The 16,771-nt window shown below is 61.8% G+C and carries 16 protein-coding genes; 6 read left to right on the top strand and 10 right to left on the bottom strand.

What is annotated here, in order from left to right:
- Positions 1-29: 29 nt before the first annotated feature.
- The 4 genes from AACQ95_RS16330 to pspA form a co-directional block, all read right to left on the bottom strand.
- On the bottom strand, positions 30-1,436 hold the full coding sequence (locus AACQ95_RS16330) for a YcjX family protein (protein WP_241279063.1): 1,407 nt from the start codon (positions 1,434-1,436) through the stop codon (positions 30-32).
- Positions 1,437-1,550: 114 nt separating this feature from the next.
- The gene (pspC, locus tag AACQ95_RS16325) at positions 1,551-1,955 is read right to left on the bottom strand and encodes an envelope stress response membrane protein PspC (RefSeq protein ID WP_043136068.1); all 405 of its coding nucleotides are present in this window, start codon (positions 1,953-1,955) and stop codon (positions 1,551-1,553) included.
- Entirely contained in the window at positions 1,952-2,188 is a 237-nt protein-coding gene (gene pspB, locus AACQ95_RS16320) for an envelope stress response membrane protein PspB (protein WP_241279062.1), read from the bottom strand. The genes pspC and pspB overlap by 4 nt, the downstream gene beginning before the upstream one ends.
- A gap of 3 nt (positions 2,189-2,191) precedes the next feature.
- Positions 2,192-2,866: a phage shock protein PspA gene (gene pspA / locus AACQ95_RS16315; protein WP_042872202.1), complete on the bottom strand. Its 675-nt coding sequence runs from the start codon at positions 2,864-2,866 to the stop codon at positions 2,192-2,194.
- Positions 2,867-3,060: 194 nt separating this feature from the next.
- On the opposite strand from pspA, the gene pspF reads away from it, so the two are divergent.
- The 6 genes from pspF (at position 3,061) to AACQ95_RS16285 (ending at position 9,710) form a co-directional block, all read left to right on the top strand.
- A complete protein-coding gene (gene pspF, locus AACQ95_RS16310) occupies positions 3,061-4,092 on the top strand; it encodes a phage shock protein operon transcriptional activator (RefSeq protein ID WP_241279061.1) in 1,032 nt (343 codons plus the stop codon).
- Between the two features lie 209 nt (positions 4,093-4,301).
- Positions 4,302-5,897 (top strand): ABC transporter substrate-binding protein SapA, encoded by a 1,596-nt coding sequence (sapA, locus tag AACQ95_RS16305; RefSeq protein WP_172955437.1) that lies wholly within the window; start codon positions 4,302-4,304, stop codon positions 5,895-5,897.
- A 2-nt stretch (positions 5,898-5,899) separates the two neighbouring features.
- Positions 5,900-6,859: an ABC transporter permease gene (locus AACQ95_RS16300; RefSeq protein ID WP_043556854.1), complete on the top strand. Its 960-nt coding sequence runs from the start codon at positions 5,900-5,902 to the stop codon at positions 6,857-6,859.
- 35 nt (positions 6,860-6,894) lie between these two features.
- Positions 6,895-7,788: an ABC transporter permease subunit gene (locus tag AACQ95_RS16295; protein WP_043556853.1), complete on the top strand. Its 894-nt coding sequence runs from the start codon at positions 6,895-6,897 to the stop codon at positions 7,786-7,788.
- Positions 7,789-7,870: 82 nt separating this feature from the next.
- Positions 7,871-8,869: a peptide ABC transporter ATP-binding protein gene (locus AACQ95_RS16290; RefSeq protein ID WP_043136052.1), complete on the top strand. Its 999-nt coding sequence runs from the start codon at positions 7,871-7,873 to the stop codon at positions 8,867-8,869.
- Between the two features lie 55 nt (positions 8,870-8,924).
- A complete protein-coding gene (locus AACQ95_RS16285; RefSeq protein ID WP_043556852.1) occupies positions 8,925-9,710 on the top strand; it encodes a peptide ABC transporter ATP-binding protein in 786 nt (261 codons plus the stop codon).
- Positions 9,711-9,867: 157 nt separating this feature from the next.
- On the opposite strand, the gene miaE is transcribed toward AACQ95_RS16285, so the two are convergent.
- The 6 genes from miaE to lolA all read right to left on the bottom strand — a co-directional run bounded on the left by miaE (position 9,868) and on the right by lolA (position 16,749).
- On the bottom strand, positions 9,868-10,626 hold the full coding sequence (gene miaE, locus AACQ95_RS16280) for a tRNA isopentenyl-2-thiomethyl-A-37 hydroxylase MiaE (RefSeq protein ID WP_241279060.1): 759 nt from the start codon (positions 10,624-10,626) through the stop codon (positions 9,868-9,870).
- Between the two features lie 200 nt (positions 10,627-10,826).
- Positions 10,827-12,347: an amidophosphoribosyltransferase gene (gene purF / locus AACQ95_RS16275; protein ID WP_042869861.1), complete on the bottom strand. Its 1,521-nt coding sequence runs from the start codon at positions 12,345-12,347 to the stop codon at positions 10,827-10,829.
- 21 nt (positions 12,348-12,368) lie between these two features.
- Entirely contained in the window at positions 12,369-12,857 is a 489-nt protein-coding gene (locus AACQ95_RS16270) for a CvpA family protein (RefSeq protein ID WP_042869859.1), read from the bottom strand.
- 187 nt (positions 12,858-13,044) lie between these two features.
- Positions 13,045-14,340, bottom strand: a complete 1,296-nt coding sequence (serS, locus tag AACQ95_RS16265; protein ID WP_241279059.1) for a serine--tRNA ligase — start codon at positions 14,338-14,340, stop codon at positions 13,045-13,047.
- A 386-nt stretch (positions 14,341-14,726) separates the two neighbouring features.
- A complete protein-coding gene (locus AACQ95_RS16260; RefSeq protein WP_241279058.1) occupies positions 14,727-16,064 on the bottom strand; it encodes a replication-associated recombination protein A in 1,338 nt (445 codons plus the stop codon).
- 76 nt (positions 16,065-16,140) lie between these two features.
- Positions 16,141-16,749, bottom strand: a complete 609-nt coding sequence (gene lolA, locus AACQ95_RS16255; protein ID WP_241279057.1) for an outer membrane lipoprotein chaperone LolA — start codon at positions 16,747-16,749, stop codon at positions 16,141-16,143.
- Positions 16,750-16,771 lie beyond the last annotated feature (22 nt).

Raw genomic sequence — 16,771 nt, 5'->3', positions numbered from 1 at the left:
GCCTTGCCTGCATTGCCGCACAGCCTGGGTTATTCGAGGTGATCCCCGAGCAGAAACTCCAGCGCAGCGTCGAGCCGGATATGGGGCAGCGCCTGATGGGCACTCATGGGCAGGGGGCGAAACGCTTGGAAATCAAAGCCCTGATTGTTCCACCACTGGGCCGGTGGAATATGAGGCGGCACCTCCCCCGGGAAGAGCAGCAACGGCTCGCCGGCGAGACTGGTGCCACGGATGGCGGGAAACTCACGGCCATTGGCCACCCCCTTGCCCACCTCGGTCGCCTTGATGGCGGCGAGCGCCAGACACTCAGTGGTGATCCCCTCAAAGCGCGCCTGACCCCGACCGCTGCGCACCAGATGCTGGAGCAAAGAGACCAGGGGGCCGTGCTGCTCTGGGGTGACGTGATCGGCCTTGCTCGCCACAAACAGCAGCTTGTCGATACGCGGCGAGAAGAGCCGGCGCCACCAGTTGCTCTTGCCGTAGGCGAAGCTTTCCATGATGCGGGCGATGGCCTGCTGCATGTCGCCAAAGCTGGCCGCGCCGGCGTTGAGGGGCTGCAGGCAGTCCACCAGCACTATCTGGCGATCGAACCCCGCAAAGTGCTGCTCATAAAAACCCTGTACCAGGTGTTGCTTGTACTGCTCGAAGCGCTGCTTGAGGGTGGCGTAGAGGGTGCCATCGGCGGGCTCGCCGGCGGGCATATCCCACACCCAGGGCACGAACTGCAGCAGGGGCGCACCGGCATACTCCCCCGGCAGCACGAAGCGACCAGGTTGGATGAGGTGCAGCCCCAGCTCTCGCTTGCAGGCGTGCAGATAGTCGGTGTAGCGCTCGGCAAGCTGTGCGACCGGCCGCTCCTCGAAGCCCTGATCCGCCTGCCACTCGGGTGCCAGCCAGCCAGCGGCAAGCGCCTGCAGCTCGGGGCGGCGCAACTGATCGCTCACCTGCTCGCTCCACTGCTCGTAACTGAGTTCCAAGAGCGGCAAGTCCAGCAGCCACTCCCCCGGGTAATCCACCAGATCCACGTAGAGGGTGGAGAGCTCCCCCAGATGCTTGCGCAGGGGATGGCGGGTGCGATAGCGAATTTCGAGGCGCACCTCGGCCACCCCGCGGGTGGGCTCGGGCCAGGCGGGCGGATCGCCGAACAGGGCGTCGAGGCCGCGCTCGTAGGCAAAGGTGGGAATATGGGCGTTTTGCTGGGGCACCCGACGGGCGCCGAGAATGCGCCCCTGACGCAGGGCATCCCACAAGGGCAAACGGCCATCGATGGCCGCGTGTTCCAGCTGGTTCACCAGCGCCGTGATAAAGGCGGTCTTGCCACTGCGGGAGAGGCCGGTCACCGCCAGCCGCAGATGACGATCCCGTACCCGGTTCACCACGTCTGTGGCCCTGTGCTGCAAGAGCGACCACTTTTGTTCCAGTGTGTTGCGTATCAAGGCTTGTTCAATCCCTCAATTCGATCGTCGGTTTCAGGTGTGCCCGCCATGTCGGGTCTTGGGAGCCCGTTCAAGAGAGGGGCCTCGCTCATTCGGCGAGGCCCGGGCCAGAGGTCACAGCTTGCTGAACTCCCGCTGCAGGGTGAACTCCTTGGAGGTCACCAGCTTCTCGATGCGCTGCAATCTCGGCTCCAGGGTATCTAGCTCCTGTGCGATGCGCCCCAGCGCCTGATGAGGGGTGACACCTGCCTGCCAGCTGCGCGCCTTCATCCGCACCTCGGCAAACTCTCCCTCTTCGTTTTCATAGAGAGTGACCGGCCGCTTGTCGAGCAGAAACCAGGCGGCAATATAAGCGGTGAAGGTAATGAAACCGGCGAAGATGAGACCGCTGATGGCCAGCAACCGCACTATCCAGGTCTCCACCCCGAAGTAGTCGGCAAGGCCGGCGCAGACGCCCGCAATCTTGCCACGCTGAGGGTCGCGATAGAGATTGCGCCCCTCCCGATTCGATGGACTCATACCTTGCTCCTCCAGCCCGGCACTTCCGCGTCCAGAATGGACTCCAGCGCCCCAACCCGCTCCTGCATCTTCTCGGCCCGCACCAGCAGCCCTTGCAACTGTTCCCGCTCGCTATCGGCCAGGCCGACGCCTATCCGCCCCTTGGCTCTGTAGTGCAGCACCAGCCAGATGGGGGCCACCACCACCATGAAAACCACCATGGGGACCATCAATACGCCCAGCAGATCTTCCATCTATTACTCTCCCTGTTTGCCTTCGCCCTGGCCCAGCTTCTGGCGCATGGCCTCGAGCTCTTTGCTTATCTGATCGTCGACTTCCAGCTCGGCAAACTGCTGGGCCAGTGCCTTGTCGGACTGCCCCAGATCAGCGCGGGCCTCCATCTCGTCGATGCGACGCTCCATGCGCTCGAACTTGCTGACCACCGCCTGACTGTCGCCGCGGGCGACCTGACTCTGCACGTTGAGGCGGCTGCTGGCCGCTTCGGTGCGAATGGCCATCGCCTTTTGACGGCTACGGGCATCTTCCAGCTTGGCTTCCAGCTGACGTATTTCGTCACCCAGCTTGTCGATGCCGCTGTCCACCGCCTGCTGCTCGCGATAGAGCGTCTCGGCCAGCTCGGTCTGCTTCTTCTTCTCGATAAGCGCCGCGCGGGCCAGATCTTCACGACCCTTGGCCAGCGCCAGTTCGGCCTTGCCCTGCCACTCGTCAACCCGCTCCTGATGGCGGTTGACCTGACGGCCAATCTCTTTCTGGCTGGCGAGGAAGCGGGCCAGATTGGAGCGCTCCTTCACCAGTTCGTCTTCCATCTCCTGGATGATCAGGCGCACCATCTTCTGGGGATCTTCTGCCTTGTCGAGCAGGGCCGTCAGGTTGGAATTGATGATGTCGGCCAGACGGGAAAAAATACTCATGATAGAACTCCTGTGGTTGGCATGCGTTGTTTCTCCATTGACAATGGCAACTTGTGTGCCAATCTGGAACAGAATTTAACTTGTTGATTTATATGGGCTCATGCGTCGAGTTTCAAGACGCCCCGCACAAATGATGATAAGAATCACCAACTTTTGGTAAGATTGACCAGCTTTTACAACGGACAGGGATCACTATGACCACGGCCACGGAAAGCCTGTTGGGGGAATCCAACGCATTTCTCGAGATCATTGAGCAGGCCTCACGGCTCGCCCCGCTGCGCAAACCCGTGCTGATCATCGGCGAGCGCGGGACCGGCAAGGAGCTGATCGCCCATCGCCTACATTATCTCTCGGCGCGCTGGGATCAAAGCTTTGTCACCATCAACTGCGCCACCCTGAGCGAGAGCCTGCTGGAGACAGAGCTGTTTGGTCACGAGGCGGGCTCCTTCACCGGCGCCGCCAAGCGCCATCAGGGCCGCTTCGAGCGCGCCGATGGCGGCACCCTCTTCCTCGACGAGCTGGCCACCACCAGCGCCCGGGTGCAGGAGAAGCTGCTGCGGGTCATCGAATACGGCGAATTTGAGCGGGTGGGCGGGGCCAAGGCTCTCAAGGTGGATGTGCGGCTGGTGTGCGCCACCAACGAGGATCTGCCGGCACTGGCTGACAGAGGGGACTTTCGCCACGACCTGCTGGACAGGCTGGCCTTCGATGTCATTACCCTGCCCCCCTTGCGGGAGCGGCGGGAGGATATCTTGATGCTGGCGGAGCATTTTGCCCACAGCATGACCCGGGAGCTGGGTTATCCGCTGTTTGCCGGTTTCTCCCGCAAGGCGACCCAGTTGCTGCAAGATTACCCCTGGCCCGGCAACGTGCGGGAGCTGAAAAACGTGGTGGAGCGCAGCATCTATCGCCAGGGCAACCCCCAGTTGCCGCTGTCCGAGCTGGTGCTCAATCCGTTCGACTCCCCCTGGCGCCCCCGTTCCCGGGCAAGTCTGGCCGTGACCCTCGAGGAGCCCACCCAGCTGACCACCCAGGCCCCTCCCGCCCTGCCGCTGGATCTCAAACACGCGGTGGCGGAGTACGAGATAAATTTACTCAAGCAAGCCATGCAGCAATCCCAGTATAATCAGCGCAAAGCCGCTCAATTGCTGGCCCTGAGCTATCACCAGTTTCGCGGCATGCTGCGCAAATACCAGTTGCTGGACAGTGACAACGATGCAGATTAATGCCCGGAGCAGCCAGGTTCAGGCCGATGCCGGCTCAGGTGCCGGCCCTGAGCTATCGCCCGTTTCGTGGCAGGCTGCGCCAATACCGGTTGCTGGACAGTGACAACGATGCAGATGAATACCCGGGGCAGCCAGGTTCAGACCGACTCCCGCAACTCGCCAGCCTTGACGCTGGCACATTCGTATAAAAACATGGTTCTACAATGAGAATGTTCAAACCCTTGCTGCTTGGATTGCTGGTGCTGGTTACCGGTTGTCAGAAACAGGACGACGCTTCCAGGACGGGTCTCATCTATTGTGCGGAAGGCTCGCCCCAGACCTTCAATCCCCAGGTGTCCAACTCAGGGGTGACCCTGGATGCCAGCTCGCGCCCGCTCTACGATCGCCTGCTGGAGGTGAACCCCAACACCCTGGCGCTGGAGGGGGGACTCGCCACTCGCTGGACCCTGAGCGAGGATGGCCTCTTCTACACCCTGACCCTGCGCAAGGGCGTGACCTTTCATCACACCTCCTGGTTCAACCCCTCGCGCACCTTCAACGCCGATGACGTGCTGTTCACCTGGCAGCGCCTGCTGGACAAGCAACACCCCTATCACGACGTCTCCGGCGGCGAGTATCCCTATTTCTACAGCCTGGGGCTGGATCAGCTGATCAAGCGGGTCTATAAGAAGGGGCCCGAGCAGGTGGTGTTCGAGCTGAACCGGCCGGATGCCTCCTTCCTCGCCACCCTGGCCAGCGACTACGCCATAGTGCTCTCCGCCGAATACGCCGGCCAGCTGCAAAAAGCCGGCACCCCGGCCCTGCTCGACAGCCGCCCCATCGGCACGGGGCCGTTCAGCTTCAAGGAGTATCGCCACAACGAGTACGTGCGCTACTTGCGCCACCCGGGTTACTGGGGCGGCGAGGCCAAGATAGAGCAGCTCATCTACGACATCACCCCCAAGTCTTCCAAGCGGCTCGCCAAGCTGCTGACCGGCGAGTGCGACGTGATGAGCACCCCGTCCGCCAGCCAGCTGTCGGTGATCGACACGGACCCGGATCTCAGCCTGTCGGTGCAGTCCGGCATGAACGTTGCCTTCCTGGCCCTCAACACCCGCAAGCCGCCGTTCAACAAGGTACAGGTGCGTCAGGCCATCGCCAGCGCCATCAACATAGACAACCTGCTGCAGGCGGTCTATTTCGAGACGGGCCAGGCCGCCAACAGCCTGCTGCCGCCCCTCTCCTGGGGCTACAATCCCTCCCTGCCGATGCGCCAGCCTGATCTGAAGCGGGCGCGCCAGCTGCTCAAGGAGGCGGGGTTCGAGCAGGGGTTCGAGATGCAGGTGCTGGTACAACCTGGCTCACGCCCCTACAACCCGGACGCCCTCAAGACAGCCCAGCTGATGCGAAACGATCTGGCCAGGATAGGCATCAAGCTGAACATAGTGCAACAGGAGTGGCCCGTCATCGAGGCCCGCCTCGCTCAGGGCCAATATGACAGCCTGCTCTCTGGCTGGATTGCCGACAACGCAGATCCGGACAACTTCTTTCGCCAGCTGCTGAGCTGCGCCGCCGTCGAGCGGGGCAACAACTACAGTCGCTGGTGCAGCCCGGCCTTTGATCAGCTGCTGGACGATGCGGTCACCACGCCCCAGCTGGCGTTCCGGCTGCGTAACTATTACTACGCCCAGAGCCTGCTCAACGAGCAGGTGCCGCTCATCCCGCTGGCCCATGCCCTGCGCACCCAGGTCAGTCGCAGCGACATTCAGGGGCTCTCCCTGATGCCCTTTGGCGGCACCGTCTTCAACCAAGCCCACAGGGAGTAAGCATGTTTCTCTACATACTGCGTCGCATCAACCTGCTGCTCATTACCCTGCTGGCGCTGACCTTCGTCGCCTACCTGCTGGACTTTCGTCTCATCGGTCAGCAGGCCAGCTTCTGGAGCGGCTATCCCGATTTCCTGCGCCGCATTCTGGATGGGGATCTGGGGCTCTCCAGCGTCTCGGGCCTGCCGGTGCTGGAGGAGATCCGCCACTACTTCCCGGCCACCCTGATCCTCTGCATGGCCGCCTTTGCCATCTCGCTGCTGGTGGGCATTCCGCTCGGCACCCTGGCGGCGCTCTATCAGGGCAAGCCGCTGGATCTCTCCATCATGACCGCCGGCCTCATCGGTTATGCGGTGCCCGTCTTCTGGCTGGCGCTGCTGGTGGTGATGTTCTTCTCGCTGGATCTGGGCTGGCTGCCCGCCTCTGGCCAGATCAGCCTGCTCTATGACGTGCCCTCCATCACCGGCATAGCCGTGTTCGACGTGCTGATGAGCCACGAGCCATGGCGCCAGGCGGCGCTGCACGATGCCCTGCGCCACCTGATCCTGCCCTCCCTGGTGCTGGCTGTGGTGCCCACCACAGAGGTGATCCGTCACGTGCGCAGTTCGCTGATCGACGTGATGAAGCAGAACTACATCAAGGCCGCGGCGAGCCGTGGCCTCTCCCGCCGCCAGATCGTCTGGCGCCATGGTCTCAAGAACGCCCTGCCGCCGGTATTGCCGCTGCTCGGCCTGCAGCTGGGCAGCGTGCTCACCTCCGCCATGATCACCGAGGTGGTGTTCGAGTGGCACGGGATCGGCCGCTGGCTCATCAACAGCATTGCCCTGCAGGACTACGCCGCCATCCGGGGGGCCACCCTGGTGGTCGCCGGCTTCGTCATCTTCATCAGCGTCAGCACCGAGCTGCTCACCACCCTCATCTATCCGGCGCGGCGCAAAGAACTCTATGCAAAACAAGACTGAACGTGCTCATGGCATGACCTGGAGCCAGGAATCCTATGCAAGACAAGAATAACCTCTACCCCGAGCTCAAGATCCTCTCCCCGCTGGAGCAGACCTGGGCCTCCTATCGCCGCAATCCGCTGGCCATGGGCGGACTCTGGTGCTTCGTGATCCTGCTGCTCATCACCCTGTTCGGCCCCCTGGTGGTGCCCTACGGCATCGACGAGCAACACAGCGGCCGTCTGCTGCTGGCCCCCTCCTGGGCCAACAGCGGCAATATCGACTACTTCCTCGGCACCGACGATCTGGGCCGCGACATCCTCTCCCGTCTGGTGGCGGGGGCACGGCTCACCTTCGGCAATGCCCTGCTGGTGGTGATGATCGCCATGGTGGCCGGCACCGCCATCGGCATCCTGGGCGGCATGAGCAAGGGGCTGAAATCGAGCGTACTGCACCACCTGCTCGATACCCTGCTCTCCATCCCCTCCCTGTTGCTGGCCATCATCATGGTCGCCATCCTGGGACCTGGCCTGTTCAATACCCTGATCGCCATCACGCTGGCGCTGATCCCTCCCTTCATCCGGGCGACCTACAACGCGGTCCATACCGAGATGCAGAAGGAGTACATCATCGCCAGCCGCCTCGACGGTTCGCCACCGCTGCGGATCATGCGTCTGGCCATTTTGCCAAACATAGTGGAAACCCTGGTCGCCCAGACCACCCGTACCCTGTCGGCGGCCATTCTAGATATCTCGGCGGTGGGTTTTCTCGGCCTCGGCGCCCAGTCACCCCAGCCGGAATGGGGCGCCATGCTGGCCGATTCGAGCGATCTCATCTATCTCGCCCCCTGGACAGTGACCCTGCCAGGCATGGCCATACTGTTCAGCGTGCTGGTCACCAATTTAGTGGGTGAAGGCATTCGCGAAGCACTCAAAGAGGGGAACGATTGATGATCTTGTTGCTCTATACCATCAAGGACGGCATATCCCCGATGCAGCACGCCGTGCCACACCCTCATGAGGAGCGCAACTGATGCCCTTGCTCGATATTCGCAACCTCACCATCGAGATCGACACGCCCCAGGGCAAGGTCAAGGCGGTGGACAGGGTAAGCCTGACCCTGACCGAGGGGGAGATCCGCGGCCTGGTGGGTGAGTCGGGCTCTGGCAAGAGCCTGGTGGCCAAGGTGATCGTCGGCATCCAGAAGGACAACTGGACGGTGCGTGCCGACCGGATGCGCTTCAACGACATGGATCTGCTGACCATGGCCCCCAAGGAGCGACGCCGGATCATGGGTCGCGAGATCGCCATGATCTTCCAGGACCCCATCAGCTGTCTGGACCCTTCCGAAGAGATAGGTACCCAGCTGGAAGAGGCGATCCCGACCGATTCGTTCGAGGGCCAGTTCTGGCAGCGCTTCCAGTGGCGCAAGAAGAAGGCCATCGCCCTGCTGCACAGGGTCGGCGTCAAGGATCACCGCAAGGTGATGCGCGCCTATCCCCACGAGCTGTCGGACGGCATGTGCCAGAAGGTGATGATCGCCATGGCCATTGCCAACAAGCCGCGTCTGCTGGTCGCCGATGAACCCACCAGCGCCATGGAGTCCACCACCCACTCCCAGATCCTGCGGCTGCTGGACAAGATGAACAAGCTGGGCAACACCACCATCCTCATCATCAGCAACGACATAGCGGCCATCGCCAACCTGACCGACACCATCAACGTGATGTACTGCGGCCAGATGGTGGAGGTGGGCACCCGGGAGCAGATCCTGACCTCGCCCCATCACCCCTATACCGATGCCCTGCTCAAGTCCATTCCCGATTTTGACAAGCTGGTGCGCCACAAGTCGCGGCTCGAGACCCTGCCCGGGGTGATACCGCCGCTGCAGCACCTGCCCATAGGTTGCCGGCTCGGCCCCCGCTGCCCCTATGCCCAGAAGCAGTGCGTACAGACGCCACTGATGAGCAAGGTCAAGGGTCACCAGTTCAGCTGCCACTTCCCGCTGAACATGGAAGAGCCGAAGAAATGAATCCAAGACGTTATCAGCCCGTGGCCGCATGCTCTGCCACCAAGGAGCCAGGACAGTGATCGAACCCTCCCTGCTGCAGGTCAGGGGCCTGTGCAAGACCTACCAGAACCGCACCGGCCTGTTTCGGCGTCAGGCGGTCGAAGCCATCAAGCCGCTCTCGTTTGACCTCGAAGTCGGCCAGACCCTGGCCATCGTCGGCGAGGCCGGCTCAGGCAAGAGCACGCTGGCGCGGATCCTGGCGGGCATGATAGAGCCGAGCGGTGGCGATATCGCCATCGAGGGCCAGACCCTGATCCACGGCGACTATCAGACCCGCTGCAAGCTGCTGCGGATGATCTTCCAGGACCCCAACTCCTCGCTCAATCGCAAGATCCGGGTCGGCCAGATCCTGGAGACGCCGCTGCGGCTCAACACCGAGATGAGCGACGAGGAGCGTCACGACAAGGTGGTACAGACTCTGCGCATGGTGGGCATGCTGCCGGATCACGCCCTCTTCTATCCGCAGATGCTCTCCGCCGGTCAGCAGCAACGGGTGGCGCTGGCACGGGCGCTCATTCTCAACCCCAAGATAGTGGTAGCCGACGAGGCACTCTCCACCCTGGACATCTCGGTGCGCTCCCAGATCATCAACCTGCTGCTGGAGATGCAGGAGACCATGGGGCTGAGCTATGTGCTGGTGGCCAACGATCTGGGAGTGGTGAGCCACATCAGCGACGAGGTGCTGGTAATGCACGAAGGACGGGTGGTGGAACGTGGCAAGACCCTCAAGGTGTTTGCCGATCCCCAGCACGAGGTGACTCGCCGTCTGATCCAGAACTACAACAACGAATACCGCCGCTGATCCCCGGGCCGGTGCCGACCCCGGCCCCGGCCAACCCTCTTCGTCCTCTGCTGGAAAAAGCGTAAAAAAATCCCGGCTCAGGGGCCGGGAATTGCGCTCAAAAGTGAATGCGTCGCTCGTAGTAGGAACATGGCCATGGTAGGCAGAGCCTCTTGCGTCAACAACTGTCAGATCTGACAGGCAGCCCGCTATGGAATCTGAACTGCGGATCCGGCGAGCGGATAAGCTCGGCTTCGAGTTTGCCAAAATAAGCCACCCGCTCGCTGATATCCTCCCCCGCGTATTGCTCGGCCAGCGCCAGATAGTCCTGGTAGTGGCGCGCCTCCGAGCGCAGCAGGGAGACATAGAAGCGACCCAGCTCCTCGTCCAGATGAGGCGCCAGCCTGGCAAAGCGCTCGCAGGAGCGCGCCTCTATGTAGGCACCGATGATCAGCTTGTCGACGATGGTGGCCGGCTCGTGGGTGCGTACATGCTGCATCAGGTTGCGCGCATAGCGGGAGGCGGTCACGGGGCCATAGGGAATGCCGCGCACGGCCATCAGTTCCAGTACCTGCTCGAAGTGGTGCAGCTCCTCCTGGATGAGCCGCACCATGGGAAACAGCAGCGGATTGCGGGCCAGTTCCTCGAACACGGTGCGATCGGACTCCCCCATGCTGCGCTTGCCCAGGATCTCCGCCTTCTCCGGGATGGCATCCAGCTCCCGATAAAACTCCAGCTTGGGCAACAGATGGCGCTTGCCCTTGGGCAGGCAGTAGCGCCGCACCAGGCTGTGGGCGGTGAGGGCGGCCTTGTTCTCGCAGTTGGCGTGATCGATGAGCAGGGTCGGCAACCAGGCGGGATCCCGCGCCATCTCCACCCAGGCATCCGGGGTCTCACACTGCAAAAACTGGCGCACGGGGGCTAGCAGGTCATCCATCTGAATTCTCGTCTGTTCTGGTTGATACGGCGGCGCGATGGGCGCGCGGCTGCCCATGCTAGCGGATCCCGCCGCCGCTGCCCACACCCGGCGGTATAAGTGATTATTTTTAAAGCAGATAACAGCCCTACCCCGCCGCCCGGACACGACAATGGGGGCCGGGGCCCCCATCTCATATCTGTCATATCAAGCGAAAACGTTTAACTGCCTTCGTTAAAAATTTCCAGATTGCTGGTGCCTTCCTGCCACTCACGCACCGCCTTGTTGTCGTCGCTGCGCAGGGCGTTGAGGTGATCCAGATAGGATTGATCCACGTCCGAGGTGACGTAGTGACCGTTGAACACCGAAGTCTCGAAGTGACGCAGCTCGGGGTTGATCTCCCGCACCGCCTCTTCCAGATCTTCCAGATCCTGGAAAATCAGGCCATCGGCACCGATCAGCTTGCACACCTCTTCCACTTCCCGACCGTGGGCGATCAGCTCGTTGGCGGTGGGCATGTCGATGCCGTAGACGTTGGGGAAGCGGATCTCCGGTGCCGCCGAGGCGAAGTAGACCTTGGCCGCCCCTGCCTCACGGGCCATCTGGATGATCTGCTCCGAGGTGGTGCCGCGCACTATGGAGTCATCCACCAGCAACACCTTCTTGCCCTTGAATTCGGAGCTGATGGCATTGAGCTTGCGACGCACCGACTTCTTGCGCTGAGTCTGGCCCGGCATGATGAAGGTACGGCCTATGTAGCGGTTCTTCACGAAGCCCTGACGGTACGGCAGGTCCAGGGTGTGGGCTATCTCCAGCGCCACGTCGCAGGAGGTCTCCGGGATGGGGATGACCACATCCACGTCGAGATCTTCCCACTCACGCGCAATCTTCCGGCCCAGCTTGCGACCCATGTTGAGGCGGGCGGCGTAGACGGAAACCTTGTCGATGCACGAATCGGGACGGGCGAAGTAGACGTATTCGAAGATGCAGGAGCTCATCTGCGGGTTTTCCGCACACTGCTCGGAGAAGAGCTGGCCCTGCTCTGTGATGTAGATGGCTTCACCGGGGGCGACGTCACGCACCGTCTCGAAACCTATGGCGTCCAGCGCCACGCTCTCGGAGGCGAGCATGTACTCCACCTGGCCCTGCTCATCGGCCCGACGACCCAGGATCAGCGGGCGAATGCCGTTGGGATCGCGAAAGCCGATGAGACCGTGACCTATCACCAGCGAGACCACGGCATAGGCACCGCGGATCTGCTGGTGCACCTTGCGCACCGCCGAGAAGATGTCTTCCGGCCGCAGCGCCATCTTGTCGCACAGATCCAGTTCGTGGGCCAGCACGTTCAGCAGCACTTCGGAATCCGAGGTGGTGTTGATGTGGCGACGGGCCACCTTGAACTGCTGCTCCTTGAGCTCCTTGGCGTTGGTGAGGTTGCCGTTGTGGGCCAGCACCATGCCGTAGGGGGAGTTCACGTAAAAAGGTTGGGCTTCAGCGGCACTTGAGCTGCCTGCGGTGGGATATCTGACATGACCTATGCCGATGTTCCCTTGCAGACGCTGCATGTGGCGCACTTCAAACACGTCCTTCACCAGGCCGTTGGCCTTGCGTTGCCGGAAGTTTCCACTCTCTATGGTCACGATCCCGGCGGCATCCTGTCCCCTGTGCTGCAACACCGTCAAGGCGTCGTAGAGGGCCTGATTGACGGGGGTGGTGCCAACTATACCGACAATACCACACATGTCTTTGCTACCTCGAAGTCACTATACCTGTTTAAGAAAACTGGACGAGTTCAACATGAACCCGAAAAACCACTGGATCACCGGCTTGAACTCGGGAACCAGTTTGGACGCCACCCACCAGTCGCTCTGGGAGAGGCTGGTGAAGGTATCCATAAAAAACAGCAGGGCACTGACGATCAGTACCCCGCGAATGGCGCCGAAACAGATGCCGAGCACCCGATCCGTTCCTGACAGGCCGGTCTTTTCCACCAGCAGACCCACCACGTAGTTCACCACGCCACCCAGGATCAGGGTCGCCACGAACAGGGCTGCGATGGCCAGGCCGTTGCGTACCAGAGGGTCGCTGAACGAGGTGAAGTAGATGGCGAGATCGGGATAGAAATGGCTGGCGATGAAGAAGGCGATAAACCAGGTGACGAGCGACATGGCTTCCTTGACGAAGCCGCGCACCAGGCTGATGAGGGCGGAGAAACCGACGATGCCGATGATGGCGTAATCAATCCAGACCATAGGAAAAAGTGTCCTGCGAAATTGCGGCGCAGTCTAACAAAAACGATTGCGCAATGCTTGATAAAAATGTGTTAAATGTTCAGCCGGGGGCCGGATGAAGCACCTTTTTCGGCGCCAGCACGAGGATTTGGCGCCCAAACGCACAACGCCATGGCATGGCCATGGCGTTGTGTTGATGCGAGTGTGCTTAACCTATGTGGGTCAGGCCACCCATGTAGGATTGCAGCGCAGCCGGGATGGCGATGCGGCCATCTTCCTGCTGGTAGTTCTCCATCACGGCCACCAGGGTGCGACCCACGGCCAGGCCGGAGCCATTCAGGGTGTGCAGCAGCTGGGGCTTGCCGTCGATACGCACGCGAGCCTGCATGCGGCGCGCCTGGAAATCGGTGCAGTTGGAGACGGAGGAGATCTCGCGGTAGGTGTTCTGGGCCGGCAGCCAGACTTCCAGATCGTAGGTCTTGGCGGCGCAGAAGCCCATGTCACCGGTGGCCAGCGCCATCACGCGATACGGCAGCTCCAGCAGTTGCAGCACCTTCTCGGCGTGACCGGCCATCTCTTCCAGTGCTTCCCAGGATTTTTCCGGGTGAACCAGCTGCACCATCTCGACCTTGTCGAACTGGTGCATGCGGATGAGACCGCGGGTGTCACGACCATAGGAACCGGCTTCGGAACGGAAGCAGGGGCTGTGGGCCGTCATCTTGATGGGCAGCTCCTGCTCGTCGAAGATCTCGTCGCGGGCCATGTTGGTGAGCGGCACTTCGGAGGTCGGGATCAGGGAGAACTTGCGCAGCTTGCCCTCTTCTTCCCCTTCACCCTCGATGCCGGTGTTGAACAGGTCTTCGGAGAATTTCGGCAGCTGACCTGTGCCGTACAGGCTGTCCGGGTTCACCAGATAAGGCACGTAGCATTCGGTGTAGCCGTGCTGCAGAGTGTGCAGGTCCAGCATGAACTGCGCCAGGGCGCGGTGCAGACGGGCAATCTGGCCCTTCATCACCACGAAGCGGGCACCGGACAGCTTGACGCCGTTCTTGAAATCCACGCCCTTGGCCGCTTCACCCAGATCGATGTGATCGCGCACCGGGAAGTCGAACGCGCGCGGGGTACCCCAGCGACGCACTTCCACGTTGTCGTTCTCGTCGCGGCCCACCGGCGTGGTCTCGCTCGGCAGGTTGGGGATGGCGTCGGAGATGGATTTGAGATCGCGCAGCAGCGCTTCGAGCTCAACCTTGCTGGTTTCAAGCTCGTCGTTGATCTTGGTCACCTCGGCCTTGAGCGGAGCCACATCTTCACCACGACGGGCAGCCTCACCGATGGACTTGGAGCGGGCGTTGCGCTCGGCCTGCAGCTCCTGGGTACGGGACTGCAGATCCTTGCGTTTCTCTTCCAGAGCATTGACAGCCGCTACGTCCAGAACGTAGCCACGTGTCGCCAGACGAGCGGCAGCTTCGTCAATCTCGCTACGCAGATATTTGGGATCCAGCATGGTTTACCTACTTTTTTAAAATGGGATCTGGGCCTGGGTCATCATGACCGGGCGAGAGAACAGATCCGGAAGTTAACATCGGTTGGCGCACCCCTATCGTCTTCAGGATCGAGCCTTCAAAAACAGGCCTTCGAAATCAAGAAGATGGCGCAAGGCCGAGACAAGCGGGGTCAGAGGGCCAGTGTATCAGACCGCCCCCCCGCCCGAACAGGGACTATTTGTGTCGTTTTCACGGACCTTGCCGGTCGGCAAGGCTCGGGATACTCCCTCACTCCCCATTCCTGACCACAGCGGCAAACCGGTACCTGAACTGCCTCATTTGAACAAGTACATTCACCGGCCACCCCTCTGCCAACCGGGCTGTTCGAGGCGCCAGCGCCAGCCTGCTACTTGCCCCTTTGTTGCGGGCTCTGCCGGTCCAGCTCATGGAGGTAGTCAAGCTTCTGGGCTATCTGCTTCTCAAGACCGCGATCCGTGGGCTGGTAGTACTGCTTGCCCGCCAACTCCGGCGGCAAATACGCCTCGCCGGCGGCATAGGCGCCCGGCTCGTCGTGGGCATAGCGATACTCAGCGCCATAGCCCAGCTCGCTCATCAGCTTGGTGGGGGCGTTGCGCAGGTGCGGCGGCACCTCGAAGTCGGGCAGATTTTTGGCATCGTTGAGCGCCGCCTTCCAGGCGGTGTAGACCGCATTGCTCTTGGGGGCGCAGGCAAGGTAGACGATGGCCTGGGCGATGGCGCGCTCCCCTTCGGCCGGGCCGATGCGGTGGAAGCAATCCCAGGCCGCCAGCGCCACCTGCATGGCGCGCGGATCGGCGTTGCCCACGTCTTCCGAGGCGATGGCCAGCAAGCGGCGGGCTATATACAAGGGATCGCAACCGGCGCTCACCATGCGGGCATACCAGTAGAGGGCCGCATCGGGGGCCGAGCCGCGAATCGATTTGTGCACCGCCGAGATGAGGTCGTAGAAGTGATCGCCACCCTTGTCGAAGCGCGCCACGTGCTCCCCCACCACGGCGGCGAGCAGAGCGCTGTCGATCACTCTCTTCCCTTCGCCATTGGTCTCGGCCATGTCGGCCAACAGCTCCAGATAGTTGAGGGACTTGCGCCCGTCCCCATCCACGGCTTTGGCCAGCGCCGCCTTCGTTCCCGGTGCGAAGGCCAGGGTCGGATCATTGAGACCGCGCGGATCCTGCATCGCCTGATCGATCATGGCGAGTATGTCCTCCTCTTCCAGCCGCTTGAGCAGATAGACCCGGGCCCGGGAGAGCAGCGCGTTGTTGAGTTCGAACGAGGGGTTTTCGGTGGTGGCGCCGATGAAGGTGATGGTGCCGTCTTCGATGTGGGGCAGGAACACATCCTGCTGGCTCTTGTTGAAGCGGTGCACCTCATCCACGAAGAGGATGGTGCGTACCCCGCGCCAGCTGTTCTCCTTCGCCTTGTCGATGGCGGCGCGGATCTCCTTGATGCCGGAGGTGACCGCAGAGAGTCGCTCCACCTCGGCCTGGCAGTAGTGCGCCATCAGTTCGGCCAGGGTGGTCTTGCCGGTGCCGGGAGGGCCCCACAAAATCATCGAGTGGCAGTGGCCGGCCAGTATGGCTTTGCGCAGGGGCTTGTCAGGCCCCAGGATATGCTGCTGACCTATGTACTGGTCGAGGTTTTGCGGCCGCATCCGGGCCGCCAGCGGGCGAAAATCCGACGAGAAATCCAGCGACAAGTTGCTCATCTGCGGTGACAGTCCCGTACCACGTCGATCGCCAGTGGAAGACGGTTCGACGATAAATCCAAAGAGAGATGGCTCATCAGCGCTGGTCGTCCAGCTCGACCCCCTTCGGGATCTTGAACACAAACTCATTGCCCTTGAGCGCCGGCTTGCGATTGAAGCTGCTCAGGGTGAACTCGCTCCACTGCCCCTGGGCCTCTTTCACATCAAAGCGGCTGATGTTGTTGTCGCGATCGAAGGTGACGCGGAAGGAGGCGATCAGCTCATCCTTGTTGCGGCTGGTGACTGTGTAGACGTCCCCCTGCTGGGTCACGTCGTAGTTTTTCCAGAACTTGTCGTCGTTGCCGGCGATCAGGATGAAGGGGGTGTTGAGCACCGCATCCTTGAGTTTGAGGGCGGTCACCTGCTCGACGAAGGGATCGTAGACCCAGACGTCCTTGCCATCGGCCACGATCAGGCTCTCATCCGGCGAGGTGGTGTGCCAGTTGAAGCGATTGGGACGCTGCACCAGCAGGTCGCCACCGGCCTTTTGCAGCTCCTTGCCCTTGCTGTCATAGACGGTCTGGGCAAACTTGGCGGAGAAGAGGCTGACACCCGCCAGCTTCTGCTTGAGGTCGCTGGCCGCATCGGCCCACACCTGGCTGCTGGCGACCAGCAGTACGGTTCCCATCAACAGTTGTTTTTTCATCATGCTTTTCATAACGACGATC

This window comes from Aeromonas sp. MR19 (assembly GCF_963899305.1).
In the GTDB taxonomy this organism is placed as follows: Bacteria; Pseudomonadota; Gammaproteobacteria; order Enterobacterales; family Aeromonadaceae; genus Aeromonas; species Aeromonas bestiarum.
Note: the sequence above shows the minus strand (reverse complement) of the source record. Positions and strands in the feature narration are given on the sequence as shown.

What these genes read in the sequence shown, in the direction of transcription:
- lolA (WP_241279057.1), bottom strand. Translation starts at nt 16,749, where the DNA reads ATGAAAAAACAACTGTTGATGGGAACCGTACTGCTGGTCGCCAGCAGC.
- miaE (WP_241279060.1), bottom strand. Translation starts at nt 10,626, where the DNA reads ATGGATGACCTGCTAGCCCCCGTGCGCCAGTTTTTGCAGTGTGAGACC.
- purF (WP_042869861.1), bottom strand. Translation starts at nt 12,347, where the DNA reads ATGTGTGGTATTGTCGGTATAGTTGGCACCACCCCCGTCAATCAGGCC.
- pspA (WP_042872202.1), bottom strand. Translation starts at nt 2,866, where the DNA reads ATGAGTATTTTTTCCCGTCTGGCCGACATCATCAATTCCAACCTGACG.
- AACQ95_RS16295 (WP_043556853.1), top strand. Translation starts at nt 6,895, where the DNA reads ATGCAAGACAAGAATAACCTCTACCCCGAGCTCAAGATCCTCTCCCCG.
- serS (WP_241279059.1), bottom strand. Translation starts at nt 14,340, where the DNA reads ATGCTGGATCCCAAATATCTGCGTAGCGAGATTGACGAAGCTGCCGCT.
- pspC (WP_043136068.1), bottom strand. Translation starts at nt 1,955, where the DNA reads ATGAGTCCATCGAATCGGGAGGGGCGCAATCTCTATCGCGACCCTCAG.
- AACQ95_RS16290 (WP_043136052.1), top strand. Translation starts at nt 7,871, where the DNA reads ATGCCCTTGCTCGATATTCGCAACCTCACCATCGAGATCGACACGCCC.
- AACQ95_RS16270 (WP_042869859.1), bottom strand. Translation starts at nt 12,857, where the DNA reads ATGGTCTGGATTGATTACGCCATCATCGGCATCGTCGGTTTCTCCGCC.
- pspF (WP_241279061.1), top strand. Translation starts at nt 3,061, where the DNA reads ATGACCACGGCCACGGAAAGCCTGTTGGGGGAATCCAACGCATTTCTC.
- pspB (WP_241279062.1), bottom strand. Translation starts at nt 2,188, where the DNA reads ATGGAAGATCTGCTGGGCGTATTGATGGTCCCCATGGTGGTTTTCATG.
- AACQ95_RS16300 (WP_043556854.1), top strand. Translation starts at nt 5,900, where the DNA reads ATGTTTCTCTACATACTGCGTCGCATCAACCTGCTGCTCATTACCCTG.
- sapA (WP_172955437.1), top strand. Translation starts at nt 4,302, where the DNA reads ATGTTCAAACCCTTGCTGCTTGGATTGCTGGTGCTGGTTACCGGTTGT.
- AACQ95_RS16260 (WP_241279058.1), bottom strand. Translation starts at nt 16,064, where the DNA reads ATGAGCAACTTGTCGCTGGATTTCTCGTCGGATTTTCGCCCGCTGGCG.